Source organism: Fulvivirga imtechensis AK7, from assembly GCF_000331535.1.
GTDB lineage: Bacteria > Bacteroidota > Bacteroidia > Cytophagales > Cyclobacteriaceae > Fulvivirga > Fulvivirga imtechensis.
Genome location: NZ_AMZN01000055.1, coordinates 18,156 through 34,704 on the forward strand (window position 1 = coordinate 18,156; position 16,549 = coordinate 34,704).

Genomic DNA, 16,549 nt, shown 5'->3' on the forward strand with positions numbered 1-16,549 from the left:
AGGTGTGAAACATGTATTTTCTAAAAGTCATAGTTTCTTTAAGTTACCCGCGTATCTCCTCTGGGACTATATTTACTGTTAAGTTAACGGCTATGGCCCTTTGGCGGGAACGTTTTTCTTAAAACTACATAGAGTTTTCTTATAGACACTAGCTAGTCAACTAATCTGATAAAGCCACATGGTATGTCTATGGAAATGCTATTTCCTCAAAACCCGTTAGGCCATAAATCGACTTCAATATAATTCATACCTATTCATCAGCAGCAACTTATATTATTCAGGTACCTTTTACTCGCAATATGATTTTCCACTAACAGAATTAATTAGGAGTTTGTACTATCACTAAAAAAACCAACAGTTATGAAAGTTTTAACCTATCTCCTTGTTGTCTTCGGACTCCTGTTTAGTGCTTGTGAAAGCGATGATTTCCCTCCTCCGGGGGGTGAAGATCCTCCCTGCGGACCACTTATTGATGTAGAGATCACCGCTCAGGTGCTCGAGCATCACCTGACAGGCTTCGCCCTACGTGATGTCGCTAAGATCATGGTAGACTATACTGAATCTTCCATCCTCATTACTCCGGATGGCACCTTCAAAGGGCGGGATCAGATACAGATCTACTATGAAAAGCTACTGCCAGCCTTCCCGGCAGATGAGACCCTCTTTGAAATAGATGTGCAAAAAGTGGAAAAAGAAGTAGCCTACATTATCTGGAATGCAGAAACACCTACATTCACTGTGCCGCTAGGTACAGATACTTTTGTGGTGGAAGACGGCAAGATCATGAGGCAGACTTTTGTAGCTCAGATCATGCCGAAGTGACCAGGGTTGGGTAGGCAATTGGCAGAAGCAGCAGGCAACCGCTGATTTGCACTAGTTCCCGGCCACGTGGCAAGCCGTGTGCCGGGTTCCCGCTTTTAACCGGTGCGTTTGTTTTGACTATTTGACTACCGGTTTGCCTGATCATCTTTTTTCCAAACTTACCATCAAATACTCCTTCAACTCTTCAAAATTACTGCCCATTTCAACGCTCTTTCTCTCTTCGTGCATGTATTTGGCCAGCCGTTCGGGCACCTCTACATTTCCTACAACCTCATCGACAACATCTTTGAATTTAGCTGGGTGGGCGGTTTCGAGAAAAATGCCGGTGGCATCGTTTTCTTTCAGGTAATTTTTCAGCCCCAGGTAGCCCACAGCTCCGTGAGGGTCAAGGACGTAACCTGTGCGGTCATAGACCTCTTTCATGGCAGCGCGAGTCTGGTCGTCATTGAAACTGTAGCCTTTGATGTCACTGATGATGCTTTTCCATTCATCATTATACAGGTCCAGCATACGGTAGAAGTTGCTTGGACTGCCCACATCCATTGCATTTGAAATGGTCTGCCGTGAAGCAGTAGGTTTAAAATCACCGGTAGCCAGATAATTGGGCACCACATCGTTGATGTTGGACGAAGCAACAAAGGCCCTGATGTCGAGGCCCAATCTTTTTGCGAGCAGACCGGCAGTAAGGTTGCCATAGTTGCCGCTTGGCACGGAAAATACCAGGTCACGACCGGGCAGTTGTGCCTTAGCCCAGAAGTAATAAAAAGATTGTGGCAGCAGTCGCGCCATGTTGATGGAGTTGGCAGAGGTCAACCGTACACTTTCGTTGAGTGACTTATCGAGAAAAGCTGATTTTACCATTCGCTGGCAATCATCAAAGGTACCGTTGATCTCCAGGGCGGTGATGTTCTGACCTAGTGTGGTGAGTTGCTGCTCCTGCAGTGTGCTGACCTTGCCCTTTGGATAAAGGATCACCACATCTACGTTAGGAACACCAAGGAAACCATGCGCCACTGCACTGCCTGTATCACCGGAGGTAGCTACCAGTACCGTTACCTTTTGCTGTTCGTTTTTGGAAAAATAGCTCAGGCAGCGGGCCAGAAACCGAGCCCCAACATCTTTGAAGGCCAGGGTAGGACCATGGAACAACTCGAGTGCATAGATACCCTCTTCTACTTTTACAACAGGGATATCAAAATTGAGTGTATCTTCGATAATAGCCAGCATCTCTTGCTCAGGGATGTCATCGCCCACAAAAGGCTGTGCCACATTGTAGCCAATTTCAGCCAGGCTTGTGTCCGGCAGCTTTTCAAAAAAAGAAGGAGGCAGGGGAGTGATCATCTCCGGCATATATAAACCATTATCCTCAGGCAAACCCTTGATCACAGCTTCTCTAAAGCTGACGCGTTCTGCCTTGTGATTAGTACTGTAGTATTTCATTTTTTTTATCATTCTTATTTTTCATTCTAATAAACGATCGCACTAGTGCCGGCCATCCCAGTGGCGTTTCCCTTGCACTAATCCCCCCACCAGTTCCAGGCCCTGTGCCGGGACCCTTTAGCAAAGAAATTCTTCCCAAAGTAGGCAGAGTTACTGTTCTAGAAAATGGCAAAGAAATTTCTTCGGATTTCCATGGTGAAGTCAGAAGGCGTACCTTGGACAGAGCTCTGATATTCGGGGTCCCGGCACAAGGCCGGGAACTGGTGCGATTAGTTCTGTTCTTACTGAACCTTCCGGCTTCTTACTTCGGTCTTCCGACTTCCTCCGGTCACCGAATCACTCACCTTCACTACCTTAGCACCCTCGGGATTAATATCCGAGATATACACCCTATGGTCAATATTGAGTTCAGAATAGTATCCTTCAAAGGCTTTTGCGATCTTTTTAGCAGTGGTCTTTCCTTCACTCAGAGCGAAAATGGACGGTCCGGAGCCGGAAATACTGCACCCTAAAGCTCCTGAAGCCATAGCCTGATGTTTGGCTCCGGCATACCCGGGGATCAATACTGAACGTACCGGTTCTATAATATGGTCTTCCAGCGACCTGCCGATGAGGTCGAAATCTCCACTGGCCAGCCCTGCTACCAATCCGGCTACATTGCCCCACTGGCTGATGGCGACCTCCAGGCTCACTTCCTTTTTCAGGATACGTTTCGAATCAGCCGTTTTTACCTCTATTTGAGGGTGTACAACCGTTGCAAACATATTTTTCGGGTATTGAAGGCTCACCACATCCAGCGGGCCATAGCTTCTTACCAGTGTAAATCCTCCCAGCAGGGAAGGAGCCACGTTATCAGCATGAGCCTTTCCTGAGCTCGCTCTTTCGCCTTCCATGGCAAATTTTACCAACTCTCTTTTACTGAAAGGATTGCCCAAAAGCACGTTTGCAGCATATACCGCGGCAGCAGAGCTTGACGCGCTGGAGCCCAGCCCGCTTCCCGGCATCACCCGCTTTTTAATGGTGATCTCAAAGCCCTGATCTAAGTTCAGCTCTTGCAACAAAGCCCTGATGGCTATGCCCACAACGTTTTGTCCGGGGTCGGTAGGCAGGTCTTCATACCCTTCGATCTTATTGATCCTGATTTTATCATCTGATGTCATTGATACTTCCAGTTCATCACCAATATCGTTGAGTGCGAAGCCCAACACATCAAAACCGGGGCCTACATTGGCCACTGTGGCCGGGGCGAATACTTTTATGCTTTTGTTCATGATTAAAGGATCAGTTAGTGTTGGCGATTCTCATTACATCTGCAAAAATTCCTGAGGCGGTTACCTCCGCGCCCGCACCGGCTCCTTTTATCACCAAAGGCTGCTCAGGATATCGTTTGGTGGTAAACAGCACTATATTGTCTTTTCCCTCCAGGTTGTAGAATGGGTGTGATTTCTCAACAAACCGCAGTCCGGTTTCAGCCTTCCCTTTGTTGAAAGAAGCTACATATTTTATCTTTGTTTCGCTCTTTTCCGCCTTGGTAAGCAGTTTTTGAAACTCGTCTTCATATTTTTCCAGTCCGGAAAAGAACTCGTCTACACTGGGTGCATTCATACATTCTGCCGGGATGAAAGCCTGAGAAGGAATGTCTTCCATTTCCATCGCCAAACCACTCTCCCGGATCAGGATCAGGATCTTTCTCTTAACATCAGCCCCACTTAGGTCAATTCGTGGGTCCGGTTCCGTATACCCTTCTTTTTGGGCTTGCCGCACAATATCAACAAACTTCTTATCACGGTTGAAATTGTTGAAAATAAAATTGAGACTACCCGAAAGCACTGCCTCTATTTTCAATACCTCATCGCCACTTTTTATCAGGTCGTTCAGTGTGTTGATCACGGGTAATCCTGCACCTACATTGGTTTCGAAAAGGAACTTCGCCTTGTATTGCAATGCTATTTTTTTCAAGTCCATGTACTCCTGCTGTGATCGTGTACAGGCAATTTTGTTGGGTGTCACTACCGAAATACTCTTTTCCAACACCCGTTTGTAGAGATCTGCGATATCAGCATTGGCTGTATTGTCAATAAAAATACTGTTTCGCAGGTTGAGTTCTTCCATTTGAGTCAGAAACGCTTCCATCTTCATTTTTTCTCCTTTTTCCTCCAGTTGCTCCTTCCAGTTTTTCAGCGCGATCCCTTCTTCTGCAAACAACATCTTCCGGCTGTTGGCCAGGGCTACCACCCTTACATCCAGGTGATGATGTTGCGATAGATAGGCCTTTTGTTTCTTCAACTGCTCTACAAAAGCAGACCCGACATTTCCCACACCGATCAGGAAGAGGTTCATGCGTTTCTTTTCAGAAAGGAAAAAGCTTTCATGCAAGCTATTGAGCGCCTTTTTTACCTCTTTCTCACGAATCACCACCGAGATGTTCTTCTCTGATGACCCCTGGGCTATAGCCTTGATATTTACCCCGTTCTGTCCGAGAACACTAAACATTTGACCGCTTACACCTACTTTAGCTTTCATGTTAGAGCCTACCAGTGCGATGATAGACAGATCCCTTTCGATCTGCACAGGATCTATCTTGTGTGACTCCAGCTCATAGGCAAACTCACTTTCAATGGCTTTTTGTGAGGTAGCCACATCTTTGGCATCAATACCCACACAGATAGTGTGCTCAGATGAGGCCTGGGTGATCAGCACCACATTTACCCGGGCAGCAGATAGCGCCCGGAACAACCTGTGTGAGAAGTTAGGTATTCCCACCATACCACTGCCTGACAGGTTGAACAGTGCGATATTCTGTATACTCGACAAGCCTTTGATCAAATGCCCGTTGCTCGCTGAAGCCTCGGTGATCAAGGTGCCGTCATCGTCCTTTTTAAAGGTGTTTTTTATTCGGATCGGTATCTTTTTCTCCAAAACCGGCTGTATGGTCGGGGGGTAGATCACCTTGGCTCCGAAGTGTGACAGTTCCATGGCTTCCTCATAAGAGATCTCCTTGATAGCATACGCTGAAGATACAAGCCGCGGGTCTGCCGTCATCATACCACTTACATCAGTCCAGATCTCCAGCTCAGAAGAATTGAGTGCGGCCGCCAGAATGGCAGCGGTATAATCCGAGCCTCCCCGTCCCAGGGTGGTGATCTCTCCTTCCTTTGACGCAGCAATAAAACCAGGGCAGATCACCAGTTTCTCCTTCAAACTTTTGAAAAGGGCTTTGATCTTTTCATTTGTTGCTTTAAAATCTACTTCTGCACGGCCATAGTTATTATCTGTTGTGATAAATTCACGAGGGTCAGCCAGGAAGGCGGAGTGCCCCAGGTCGTTAAAATAGTCTGCGATGATGGTAGAAGACAGCCTTTCGCCAAAGCTTAATATCTTATCACTCGTTTTGGAGGTAAGCTCATGGATGAGAAAAACCCCACGGCAGATATCTTCCAGCTCGTTGAGGAGTATCTTCACCTTACCCATGGTTTTGCTCTGATTTTTGAGTGATATCAGCTCCTGTACTGTTTTGATGTGCTTTTGCTCGATCTGTGTCAGTTCTTTCAGATACTCTGCATCCCCGGTAGCTGCCATTGCGCTACAGTTGACCAGTTGTGTAGTAACGCCCCCCAGGGCTGACACGACAGCCAGAAGTGGTTGATCGGATTTTTTTTCGAAGATTACATCTTTTACTAAGGCGATGTTTTTTGCGGAAGCTACAGAAGTGCCTCCAAATTTTAAGACCTGCATAGATCAAATCAATTATGAAGTGAAAATTGGATTTATAAAACTTTTCTAAGAAAAATCGGAGCACGCGCCCCTTACGGTGGTATGTAGATAGTAACCCCCTACGGGGTTGTAATAAACGTAATGGTAGTGCCTGTCAACCCTGTGGTGGGGTTGGTTGAAGCAGAAGAAAATATGCTATTTTGTTGGTGCACTACAATTAAATTCGTTTTGACGAGGTAAAAGTAGTAGTTAATAATTATCAAGCAAACAATTAATATGAAAAAATTTCCGCATTCGTTTGCAGGAAATGATGTTTTTTTGACCTCCAAAACTGATTTTGTTAGTTTCAGAGCCTTTGGAAGATATAGCTTCAGATAAGTATAGCCAACGCTTTTCTCCTTTTTACCGTACCGGAGTTGTTAACTTCATTGGAGGACCAGTAATATGCTGCAACCCAATCTTTTATTTTATTTTTATATGATGAATGAAAACGCCAAATATCGTCCATGGACTGCCCGGGAAGCGCCAAAAAAAGTGCTTTTTATTCGGTTACAGGCCATGGGCGATATGGCCATCACCTTACCTTATATTCAGGGGTTTAAAAGATGCTTTCCTGAGGCGCAGATAGATTTTGTCACACGTGAAGAACTTGATACTATTCCTAATTCCATAGCATTGTTTTCTAATGTCTATACTTTAAGAGGCGGCAGAAGCACCAGGAAGCAGGCATTTTATGCTGTTATGCTGGCGTTGAAGCTAAGAATGACCAATTATGATGTGGTGGTGGACCTGCAAAACAACAAGATAAGTAAGATAATAAGGAAGTTGCTTGCTCCTGCCTCATGGAGCGAATTTGACAAACATTCATACAACCCTGCAGGGGTAAGGACAGAGAATACGATCAGGAGTATAGGACTTGGAGACATTTCTCCGGATTTTAAATTTCGCTTAAAAGACCCTTCTGAAGGTGTTGCCCTTCTTAAGGAGGTGGGATGGCGTGAGGGAAATAAGCTTGTAGTACTCAATCCTGCCGGTTTTACACCTTCAAAAAACTGGCCCTTAGACTACTACGTAGAGTTTGGAAGGTTATTTTTGAACGAATACCCTAATACTCAATTTCTTGCTTTAGGTATCGAAAGGATAAGGGAGAAGGTCGATTATTTGCAAGTGCAATTGGGGGAGAGCCTGATCAATTTAGTAGGAAAGACCTCTCCGGCTACGGCATTTGCCGTTATACAAAAGGTTTCTTTGGTTTTGTCAGAGGATTCCGGTCTCATGCACATGGCCTGGGTTTCGGGTAGGGCAACCATTGCTTTATATAGCGTGACAATAAGTGAACGCTCAAGACCTTTGGGAGAACATTCCATATGTCTGAGCTCGGCCGATATGGAATGCGGAGGATGCATGCAGGCAGAATGTATGTTTGGAGATGTACGCTGCCTCACCAGATTTACTCCTCAAATGGTATTAAAAGAGGCAATTAAACTTATGAAGGCCAGTGAATAAAAAGAGAATTGCAGTTGTTGTTCCGGGTGGTGTGGGAAGTGGTTTTTATAACCAGGGGCTTCCCGCGTTGATGAACCTGATCTCGGGGCTTGCCGAGCGCTTTGATGTGACTGTTTATTCTATGGTGAGCATTAGTGACACTTTCTCCCCTGATGGTTTTGCTGTCAGGTTTCTTCAGGCGGATCATCGTCAGTGGACGCCCTGGAGAATGCTGAAACTATCGGTAATGATACTAAAGGATCACAAAAAGCGACCTTACGAGCTGTTTCACGGTATATGGGGTGGTGCATCAGGGATGCTTGCTGTACTCTTAGGGAAATGGCTCGACCGGCCATCAGTGGTGAGCCTTCGTGGTGGGGAAACAGCCGATGTACAAACCATTGGGTACGGACACTTGCATAAAAGGACAAAACGAAAACGGCTTTTCCGAAGTCTTTATACAGCGAACCAGGTAACAGCCCTTACTCGGTTTCAGGTGGAGGCTTTGCGAAAATATGGTTTTGAAAAAGAAGTAGTGGTTGTTCCTACGGGAGTGGATACTTCATTGTTTGTACCCGTTGAGAAGGAATTTAGGGCGCCCTTTCATTTCCTTCATATAGCGAACCTCACTGAGGTAAAGGACCAGGAAACGCTGCTTCGGACTTTTCGACTGATCAGGGATGAGGTAGACTGTAAATTGATTATTATCGGGGCCGATTATCTGCACGGAAAACTTCAAAGGTTGTGTCATGAACTACAGCTTGAGCATGAGGTTTTATTTTTAGGCCCTGTCAGGAATACAGAGTTACCCCACCATTTTGCCAAAGCGCATATTCTTCTGCATACTTCGCTTTATGAATCACAAGCCGTGGTGGTGGCCGAGGCCGCTGCGTGTAAGGTGCTGGTTTGTGGTACGAAAACCGGCTTGATCGCTGATCTCGGGCAGCAAACCATAGCTGTGGAGCCAGGTGATCACGCAGGCCTGGCAAATAAGGTGCTGTCCATACTTGAGGATAAGGAAAGATATGAGTCTATCGTTGAAAGCGCTTACACCTGGGCTAAAGCACATAGTATTGAATATACCGTTGACCAATTTACCACTATTTATAATTCTCTGACTTGATGTTGGTTCTCAGTCTTCATATCATCGGTAAAGAGTTGACAGGGGTATTCCTGGCGCTCAAGAGCAATTTACAATTACACGCTAAACCACCAGAGGTATGAAGGCCGAAGTAAGTGTTGTCATTCCGACCAGGAACAGACCAGGCAGTGTGCGCGACCTGCTCGCAGATCTTTCAAAACAGACTTATCCTTTGAAGGAAGTGATCATAGTTGATTCTAGTGATCAAAAGATGGATGGAAAGCTATTGAATGAGCAATTTCCCATTTTGAAAATCCGCTATATGCAATCCCAGCCTTCAGTTTGCATCCAGCGCAATCTCGGCATTTTAAAGGCTACATCGCCTTACATTTTCCTGTGCGATGATGATATCAGTATCGGGGAAAGTTATCTATCCATCCTGATGGCACATCTGCAAAAGAGTGGAGCAGGAGCAGCTTCTGGGTTGATCATGCAGTATGAAAATGGAAAGTGGTGCCACGAGTATCCTCCTACTTCATTTGGTAAGCTGCTTTTTGCATTCGCTTTCCAGCACTCCATCTGGGGTAATATTGATCATATTCCGGTTTCATTTTGGCAACGTCCATTTTACTTCCTTTTAAGAAGGTATTACCACCGCAGAGGCAATAGTATTTCCAAGGCAGGATGGCCGGTGCTTACAGAATTTAAGGCTCCGGTTTCCAAAGCCACTATTTATGGGTTGGGTGCATCTGTTATCAAAAAGGAATGGCTGCTACACTCCCCATATGATGAAGTGCTGGATGCACATGGCATTGGTGATAACTACGGTGTGGCGATCAATTTCCCGGGAGCAAAACCCATTGAGGTGGTGACCGCTGCTGAGGCCTATCATCTTCAAAGCACGGACAACAGGCTGGAGGGGGCTACCACATACTACAGAAGGTTGCTGGCCCTTGGTTATTTTTTGAAGAAGTACCCTCGTTTTAACTGGTGGAACAGGGTATGGTTTTGCTGGTCGTTGGCAGGGAACCTGGTTTTATTCAGGAGTAGAAGAGCACATCGTGATGCAACCTATAAAGTATTAGGTGCTGTACTGGTGGGAAAAAACCCGTATTGGATGGGGTTTGGAGAGGGGAAAAAGGTGGTGGAGGCGGAGTGATGATGATGGGTCGTGCGCCACGAACCAATGAAGGGAGACACGAACCAACACGAGCCATTGGCTATCCACCCGGTATATGAGCCGTATCATAGGGTAAAACTGATCATCGTCATGTTTAATCCCCGACATTATTGATAGTATTGACCTATGATAGAAGGATGGCGATTTTTAGCTGGTCTGGGCCTTTTCCTATACGGGATGGATCTGCTGGAGCATGTGATGAAAAAGCTGGGAGGGCGTTCTTTTAAGCTTTTTCTGCGAAAATATACTCAAAGCCTTTTTAAATCGATCACAGGTGGTGTACTCATTACCGGTTTGCTCCAAAGTAGTTCGGTAGTATCACTGCTTGTGCTTGCGTTTGTTGAGAGTGGAATTTTGTCATTCCGAAATGCTCTGGGTATAATTTTGGGCTCTAATGTGGGTACTACATTAAGCAGTTGGATAGTGGCTACAGTGGGCTTTAAGCTGGATATTGAGAGTTACTCTCTACCTGTGGTGGCAGTTTCGGCCATAGTTATGTTTTTCCTTCGCCGAGCACCGGCATTTTACAATGGAGCCCGAATGTTATTTGCTCTTGGACTTTTATTCATGGGGTTAGGGTTTATGAAGGCCGGAGCAGATATATTGGTGACTGATATTGACCTGAGTGTGTACGAACAATATGGGACACTGATGTTTGTACTTATTGGGTTCATCATCACCATACTCATACAGTCCAGCTCCGCTACGGTAGCTATCACGCTTACAGCACTTCATGCCGGTATTATTAGCCTGACTTTTGCTGCGGCTGTTGTTATTGGTTCCGGGCTGGGCACTACCATTAAGATCTTGCTGGGGGCGTTGCAGGGCTCACCTGATAAGAAAAGGGTGGCATCCAGCAATTTTTTCTTCAATGTCGTCACCTGTATTGTAGCGTACTTGCTCCTGCCACTACTTATTTTCTTTATCACAGACATTATGCACATCAGCGATCCACTTATAGCGCTGGTGACTTTCCAAACTACTATAAACCTGCTGTCTATCCTACTGTTTGTGCCATTTGTCAACCTTTTTGCCAGATGGTTGGAAAGTATGTTTAAAGGTACGAATGAACAGGAGGTATCCTTTATTAGTCCCAATCTGCCTGTAATTCCCGAACTTGCTATCGATGCACTCTACAAGGAAGCTGAGAATTTGATGAGAAAAACTACTGAGTTTATTAAATATGTACTGAATATTCACCTAAAAGCTTCTCCCGAACATTTTTTCCATAGCATTCGGTCATTTACCAGGGCATCTCAATCATTTGACTCTCGCTATGAACGTTTAAAGCGCACCGAAGGTGATATACTGGAATACTATGCCAATCTGCAACTCCATGATCTCGACACGAGTCAGTATAGTATGATGAATCAGTATATTACAGCTCTTCGCAACAATATTCATGCTGCCAAGTCTATGAAAGATATTCATCACGACCTTAAAGAGTTTGAAGCCTCGGGCAATGATATTATATACGACCATTACACAGCCTTACAGAATAACTGGACTGAGTTTGATACCGCATTAGTTAATCTGCTGACTCTGAACGATAAGCCTACATTGTTTGAGCAGCTTACCACCGTCATGAAAGGAGTTTTTCGGGATTATAACAGGCAAAATACGCTGGTTCTGGAGCAACTTAAGAAGAAACAGTTATCAGAAATGGAAACTTCCACACTTCTGAATGTACAAAGAGAGGTGCTTTCAGCCAAGAAGTCTTTACTAAGAGCGATTGCTTACCTCAAGCTTACCTCTGATCAGGCGCATGAATTCGAATTTCTGCCGGAGTTTTGATACTAATGACATTAATCATGCGATTGGGCAAACATTCATCAGTATCCGGTTGTTCATTTGCTCATAACTTTACCTCAAAAAGCAGGAAATTATGCAACCAGCTATTTCAAATCTTACAGAGGCATTGGCTTATCAACTGAATGAGTTATATGATGCTGAAAAAAAACTCCGGGAGGCTATTCCCGGCTGCCTGGATAAAGTAAAATCTACCTCATTGAAGAACGAACTTAGGCAATATGGAGAAAGCTGCCGGGATAAACTGGTTAAACTGGAGCGCGTTTATAACTATCTGATGAAGGAACCTGCGGACAATAAATCAAAGATCATCGATAAGCTCATAGAGAACACCAAGGGAATGCTTGCATCAGCAATGGCCAATGAGATGAAAGATGTGATGCTAACTGCATGTCTGCATACTATTAATCATTATAAAATAGCCGGGTACAGCACAGCGTTGGTTTTTGCCGAGCAACTGGAACTGGATAACGCTGTAGACCTGCTGGCAGAAGTATTGGCATGGGAGAAAAAGACCAATAGCAGCTTGTTGGATGTTGCGGTATACGATGTGAATACCAAGGCATCGGAGTATGGAAAGAGCTCGTAAAATCATGGTGTATGCTTGGAGTATTGACCGATGAACAAATAGACCAGGTACTGCACAGCCAGACCATTGGCAGGCTTGGATGCTATGCCAGTGGAGAAATATATGTGGTGCCGGTTACCTATGCATTTGATGGTCAGCATATATATGCTCATTCGAGGGAGGGAATGAAGATTCGGATGATGCGAGAGAATAAGCAGGTGTGTTTTGAGGTAGATGCTATCCAAAATATGGCCAATTGGCGTAGTGTTATCCTGTGGGGTACCTTTGAAGAATTGCAGGAACAGAGTGCTCAAAAACAGGCCATGAAAGTTATGGACTCAAAACTTTCTCCCCTCATTACCAGTGCTACAGCGCGACCTCACCGGCAGACTATGATCCCTCACTTTGTGGAGAAGGAGCGCAAACCAATAATCTATCGTATCCACATCGATCGGAAAACCGGCCGTTTTGAGAAAAGTGACGAGCAAGTCTGATTGGGCCTACTTGAATTTTAGCCGCAACTACTCATTGCGAAGTATTTTTGCAGGGTTGGCCATAGCAGCAGTAATAGACTGGTAGCTGACAGTGGCAAGTGCTATGGCCAGGGCCATCCCACCTGACACAAGAAAGATGGAAACGCCAAGATTGATCCTATAAGCAAAGCTATTCAGCCACATGGTCATCAGATACCAGCCGACCGGCACTGAAATAATGAAAGAGATCAGCACCAGCCTGGTAAAGTCCTTTGAAACCAGGTAAAAAAGTCCGCGTACCGGGGCTCCGAATACTTTTCTTATACTTATTTCTTTTGTACGTTGTTCTGCTATGAATGATGCCAGGCCAAACAGTCCCAAACCGGAAATGATAATAGCCAGTGTAGCAAAGTACTTAAATAGCGTTGCAGTCCGTTTTTCGGCAGCGTAGAGTTTATCAAAATCTTCATCTAGAAAGCTGGCTCTAAAAGTCTTTTTGGGGTTCAGTTTTTGCCATTGCCCCTCTATCTTAGCCATAGCATCTCCTACCTGCCGGCCATCTATTTTCACTACAGTTCTGCTGAGCTGTTGTGGACTCATAAACATTATCAGGGGTTCGATTGGTTGATGTATCGACTTGAAGTGAAAATCTTTAGCAACACCAACAATGGTGTACTGCTTGTCTCCGGCACGCAGGCGCCCACCTATTGGCTTTTCATACCCGATTGTCTTTAATGCCTGCTGGTTAATGATAACGGCATTGCTGTCTGAGGCTATTTCTTCTGAAAAGTTTCGACCCTCGGCCATTTCAATCTGCATTGTAGTAATGTATCCGGGGTCTACTGCCTGAAGATGGATGAGGATCGTTTCATCGGGATTGGCCCCCTCCCAGGAAATTCCCGAGGTAGAATTTTCTACATAAGCAGGATGCTGATTAGTAAAACCTACTGACTTTATACCCTCCTGCTGCATCAGTTCGTGCTGGAAAATTTCATGATTGTCACTGAGTGATGAAATATAAACTACCTGCTCCTTATTGATACCTAGATTTTTACTTTGAATAAAGCTTAGCTGGGTAGAAACTGTTATGGTGCCTATCATCAAAACGATAGAAACAGTAAACTGAAGTACCACCAACACTTTTCTGAAAAAGCTGCCTCCGGTTTTGCTGTTTTTGCTCTTGAGTACATTAGCAGGCTGAAAAGAAGATAAAAAGATAGCCGGATAGCTGCCAGCCAGCAAACCTGTACCAATAACTGCCACGGCCATTAATGCTGTTATCTTTAGTCCGTTTTCAGGGTTCAACAGGTCAAGCTCCAATGTTTTTTCTGAGAGCTGGTTAAAGGAAGGCAGGAGCAGGTCAACGAGCAGAATGGATAGCAAAACCGACACCAATGATAATAACACTGATTCACCCAGAAACTGATAGATCAACTGAAAGCGACTCGCCCCAACGGTTTTGCGCAGTCCTACCTCCTTGGCTCTTCTGGCTGACCGTGCAGTCGACAGGTTCATAAAATTGATGCAGGCAATTACTAGTATGAATGCTGCCACAATAGAAAATATCTCTACGTAAGTCCTGTTGCCCTTGCCAGAAATATCGGCTGTAAAACTCACCTCACCAAGATGGATATCTGTTAAGGGCTGAAGATAGATATCGGTGACAGAACCTTCCTTGTACTTTTTAATCTGTCCTTTTATCTTTTCATTAAGTATTTTGATATTGGCATCTTCGCTGATCTTTATATAGGTGTAAAGGGTATTATTGCTCCAGGCACTACTCATTTCTTTCCAGGTAGTCCCCAGTTTTTTGGTCGACATTAAATAGTCAAACTGAAGATGAGAATTTTTTGGTACATCTTTGAAAACACCTGTCACCATCATGTCGTCTTTGCCATTAATACGGATGGTTTTTCCAATTGGATCCTGCTCTGGAAAATACTTTGCAACCAGCGTTTCGTTGATCACCAGCGCATTTAGAGGCTCAAATACCTGCTTGGTATCTCCGTTTACAAGTTCAAAGGAAAAGATATCCAGAAATTCCTGATCCACATAAATACCCCTTTCCAAAAAATGTTGATCTCCGTATTCAAACTGGTTATTGGTAAACTGAACCCTGGTAGCGTGTGTTACTTCCGGATACTCGTCTTTAAGCGAAGGTGCCAGCGGACCTGGAGTAACCGCAACAGGGAATACCGGTTGACCAGCGTAATACTGATTTTCGACCACCCGGAATACACGGTCATGGTCTTTGTGGAATTTGTCGTAGCCCAACTCATCTACTACGTAAAGCAATATAAAGATCACACTGGTCAGGCCAACAGTGAGCCCAAATATATTGACTATAGAATAAAACTTATGTTTGCGAAGATTTCTTAAAGCAATTTTGAAATAGTTTTTCAGCATATGGAATGGGTATTTCGTTTTGAAAATGGTATTCAACAAGAATGCCAAATTACTAATGAATTGATAATCAATGTATTGTGATGATTTTAGGGCTAAAATAACCAATCAAGTGCCCACTGATAAAACAATAGACTGTCCATGGGTGGACAGTCTATTTGTATCTTGACTTTACATATTACTGTAGAATTGTTTTTGCATATTGAAATTGTCTGTTTTAAAATCTGCAGAATGCTATGAAAATTACTGTTGTTGTACTGCTTTTTTTGTGTCTGTCAGAAGTCAGCCAGTCGCAGATACCCGCGTGGTATCAGCATGAAATGAACAGAAAGGTGGGTGTCTGGGTTGCCGACAACTCTGCCTATAAACATGAGCATGAGCCTATAGATGCCTACGGTATCGAATGGAAGTGGTGTATTGCGAAAAACTGCCTGTCAGGTGAGTTATTTAGCATAAAAAAAGGTGAAAGAACCGATAGATATTGGTACTTCTCCCAATATTGGGATTTTGAAAGCGGAAAACCCACTCTGATCCAGGTCAATTCTTTTGGTACAGTTGGCAGAGGTACTGTCGATATGCTGAAGGAAGATAAAACTTAACCAACCGGATGGCACGGCATATAAAGAAGGTCATATCGTCCAAATTTATGATGGTTATGAAGTCGGTACTTCATATAATATCAATGATGATGAATGGACTGAAAGGAGGACCTACAAATGGGTTAAGCAGTAGCATTACAATGGTTTGGTATTTATTCATGAAAAACCAGAACCGGATAATCGGCGATGCTGCTGATCTTTTTGGTGAGGCTCTTATGAAATATACTTTCCATCAGGGAATAATGATGTATACTGAGGGCCAATATGTCAGCCTTATTCCTCAATACATACCGGTGAATGCTCTCGCTGAGTTCTCCGCTATGGATCAGGTCAAATATTACATCCTGTTTATCTTCAAAGAGGTCTCTTAAGAGCGCTTGTTGTTCTCTTACTTCAACTTCCATTTCTTGTGTGTAGTTGCCATCGAGGACCTGGAGCACACACACTCTGCTATTGAAAGGGCGTAATAGAGAGGTGAGTTGATTTAATGCGGGTACTCCTTTGTGCACATAGTCGTAAGCATATACTACAAGATCTACAGCGGAATAGCCGCAATCAGCAGGTATAAGCAATACAGGTATGCTGGACTTGCGAATGACATTATAGGTATTGCTTCCCATGAAAAATTGGTACAAATCATCTGTGCCATTTGTGCCCATTATTATCAGGTCAAATTCTTTTCCCCGGTCACTGATGATAGACGAAAGAGGGGTATTTGAAACCTCTACTTCCCCGTAGCAGGATATGTTAAACTCTTTGGCAACTTCGAGCGCTTGTGCCTCAAGGTTTCTTCTTACAAAGTCAACTGCCTCCGAATGGCCTTTTATTATCTCTACCGGTGATATATCAAACACCGATTGTACATTGAAGATGATCAACTGCGCTTCATTGGCTTGAGCAAATTTAGCTGCATACGCAATGGCATTATGCGCAGTATCTGTGAAATCTGTTGGACAAAGTATCTTTTTCATATCC

General features: G+C 44.3%; 13 protein-coding genes. 8 read left to right on the forward strand and 5 right to left on the reverse strand.

The annotated features are described in order from the left end of the window. Positions 1 to 360: 360 nt before the first annotated feature. The gene (locus C900_RS16515; protein ID WP_009581220.1) at positions 361 to 822 is read left to right on the forward strand and encodes a nuclear transport factor 2 family protein; all 462 of its coding nucleotides are present in this window, start codon (positions 361 to 363) and stop codon (positions 820 to 822) included. 141 nt (positions 823 to 963) lie between these two features. Here the strand turns inward: C900_RS16515 and thrC are convergent, their stop codons facing one another. The 3 genes from thrC to thrA form a co-directional block, all read right to left on the reverse strand. Continuing rightward, positions 964 to 2,262, reverse strand: coding sequence for a threonine synthase (gene thrC, locus C900_RS16520; protein ID WP_009581222.1), 1,299 nt, complete (start codon positions 2,260 to 2,262; stop codon positions 964 to 966). 281 nt (positions 2,263 to 2,543) lie between these two features. Then, the gene (locus C900_RS16525; RefSeq protein ID WP_009581223.1) at positions 2,544 to 3,533 is read right to left on the reverse strand and encodes a homoserine kinase; all 990 of its coding nucleotides are present in this window, start codon (positions 3,531 to 3,533) and stop codon (positions 2,544 to 2,546) included. Between the two features lie 10 nt (positions 3,534 to 3,543). Next, positions 3,544 to 5,997, reverse strand: coding sequence for a bifunctional aspartate kinase/homoserine dehydrogenase I (gene thrA, locus C900_RS16530; protein WP_009581224.1), 2,454 nt, complete (start codon positions 5,995 to 5,997; stop codon positions 3,544 to 3,546). A 456-nt stretch (positions 5,998 to 6,453) separates the two neighbouring features. On the opposite strand from thrA, the gene C900_RS16535 reads away from it, so the two are divergent. The 6 genes from C900_RS16535 (at position 6,454) to C900_RS16560 (ending at position 12,593) form a co-directional block, all read left to right on the forward strand. After that, the gene (locus tag C900_RS16535) at positions 6,454 to 7,482 is read left to right on the forward strand and encodes a glycosyltransferase family 9 protein (protein WP_157494058.1); all 1,029 of its coding nucleotides are present in this window, start codon (positions 6,454 to 6,456) and stop codon (positions 7,480 to 7,482) included. Next, positions 7,475 to 8,584, forward strand: coding sequence for a glycosyltransferase family 4 protein (locus tag C900_RS16540; protein WP_009581227.1), 1,110 nt, complete (start codon positions 7,475 to 7,477; stop codon positions 8,582 to 8,584). The genes C900_RS16535 and C900_RS16540 overlap by 8 nt, the downstream gene beginning before the upstream one ends. Positions 8,585 to 8,681: 97 nt before the next feature. Continuing rightward, a complete protein-coding gene (locus tag C900_RS16545; protein WP_009581228.1) occupies positions 8,682 to 9,701 on the forward strand; it encodes a glycosyltransferase family 2 protein in 1,020 nt (339 codons plus the stop codon). A gap of 147 nt (positions 9,702 to 9,848) precedes the next feature. Then, positions 9,849 to 11,516 carry a Na/Pi cotransporter family protein gene (locus C900_RS16550; protein ID WP_009581230.1) on the forward strand — a complete coding sequence of 556 codons (1,668 nt, stop codon included), beginning with the start codon at positions 9,849 to 9,851 and terminating at the stop codon, positions 11,514 to 11,516. 91 nt (positions 11,517 to 11,607) lie between these two features. Beyond that, positions 11,608 to 12,120 (forward strand): YciE/YciF ferroxidase family protein, encoded by a 513-nt coding sequence (locus tag C900_RS28560; RefSeq protein WP_009581231.1) that lies wholly within the window; start codon positions 11,608 to 11,610, stop codon positions 12,118 to 12,120. An 11-nt stretch (positions 12,121 to 12,131) separates the two neighbouring features. Then, entirely contained in the window at positions 12,132 to 12,593 is a 462-nt protein-coding gene (locus C900_RS16560; protein WP_009581232.1) for a pyridoxamine 5'-phosphate oxidase family protein, read from the forward strand. A gap of 27 nt (positions 12,594 to 12,620) precedes the next feature. Here the strand turns inward: C900_RS16560 and C900_RS16565 are convergent, their stop codons facing one another. Next, a complete protein-coding gene (locus C900_RS16565) occupies positions 12,621 to 14,978 on the reverse strand; it encodes an ABC transporter permease (RefSeq protein WP_009581233.1) in 2,358 nt (785 codons plus the stop codon). A gap of 233 nt (positions 14,979 to 15,211) precedes the next feature. Between C900_RS16565 and C900_RS16570 the strand changes: the two genes are divergently transcribed. Beyond that, positions 15,212 to 15,574: a hypothetical protein gene (locus tag C900_RS16570; protein ID WP_009581234.1), complete on the forward strand. Its 363-nt coding sequence runs from the start codon at positions 15,212 to 15,214 to the stop codon at positions 15,572 to 15,574. A gap of 152 nt (positions 15,575 to 15,726) precedes the next feature. On the opposite strand, the gene C900_RS16575 is transcribed toward C900_RS16570, so the two are convergent. Beyond that, positions 15,727 to 16,545: a universal stress protein gene (locus tag C900_RS16575; protein ID WP_009581235.1), complete on the reverse strand. Its 819-nt coding sequence runs from the start codon at positions 16,543 to 16,545 to the stop codon at positions 15,727 to 15,729. Positions 16,546 to 16,549: the final 4 nt, after the last annotated feature.